Genomic DNA, 1,179 nt, shown 5'->3' on the forward strand with positions numbered 1-1,179 from the left:
CGATTCTCTAGGATCTGTCGTTGGAGGCGGATTGGGATGGCATATCGACAGGTGGGACAACCGAGCTTCGCAGATGCGCTGGTGTCGCGGCGAGGCAAAGGTAGCGCTGTGCTGAGGCGGATTGGCGAACTGGTGGACTGGGCGGCTGTGGAGAGCGTGCTGCGGGGTCTTGCGGAGCCGGAGCGTGGCCCGCCGCCCTATCCGCGACTGGTGCTGTTCAAGGCGCTGCTGCTGCAGCAATGGTATGGGCTTTCCGATCCGGCACTCGAGGAAGCGCTGGACGACCGGGCCTCGTTCCGCGATTTCTGCGGCTTTGCGCTGGGGGACGAGACGCCTGACCATACGACGATCTGGCGCTTCCGCGAAACTTTGCAGCGGGCCGGTTTGGACGAGAAGCTGTTCGCAGAGATCCTGCATCAGATCGACGCGCAGGGGTTGGTGGTACGGCGGGGCACACTGATCGACGCGAGCCTGATCCCGGCGGCGGTGAAGCCACCGAAGCCGCCGGAGGACCCGCAGCCGCCGGGCCCGGACGGCCGGGAGCCGAGCAAATTGGTCCACAGCAAGCGCGATCCGGATGCGCGCTGGACCAAGAAGAGCGGCAAACGATACTTCGGCTACAAGGCGCATGTCGGCATCGACCAGGGCTCGGCGATCATCCGCCGCAGCAAGCTGACCGATGCTGCGGTCAATGACACGGTGCCGGCCGACGAGTTGGTCTGTGGTGACGAGAAGGCTGTCTATGCCGACCAGGCCTATGACAAGCACGAGCGCCGGAGCGGCCTGCGTGCGCGAGGCATCAAGCCGCGGCTGATGTTTAGGCCCAACAAGCATCATCCGCTGACCGATCGGCAGAAGCGCTTCAACGACGCTGTAGGAAAGCGCCGCGCACCGGTCGAGCAGGTCTTCGCGCGCCTCAAGGGCAGCTACCGCTGGGCGCGCGCCCGTTATCTGGGCTTGGCGCGCAACCAGGCGCATCTGCGCCTGATCTGCCTCGCCATGAACCTCAAACGATGGGCGGTGCTGTCTCCTGCAGCAGCTGCGGCATGACCGCCGCAGCCCAACGCCCTCGATCGGCCGCGAAAACGCAATCGTTCGACGCCGCGCGCCGATCGACGCCTCGCAAAAAAGTCTCATATCGGGAACTGCTCCCGCACGCCCGATTAAGCAAAGCCCTCG

The 1,179-nt window shown here is 65.1% G+C and carries 1 protein-coding gene; it reads left to right on the forward strand.

Features of this window, described 5'->3' with window-relative positions:
• The first annotated feature begins 36 nt into the window (after window positions 1-36).
• Window positions 37-1,050: an IS5 family transposase gene (locus EHH60_RS36860; RefSeq protein ID WP_199752529.1), complete on the forward strand. Its 1,014-nt coding sequence runs from the start codon at window positions 37-39 to the stop codon at window positions 1,048-1,050.
• Window positions 1,051-1,179 lie beyond the last annotated feature (129 nt).

This window comes from Bradyrhizobium sp. RP6, assembly GCF_003837805.1.
Taxonomy (GTDB): domain Bacteria; phylum Pseudomonadota; class Alphaproteobacteria; order Rhizobiales; family Xanthobacteraceae; genus Bradyrhizobium.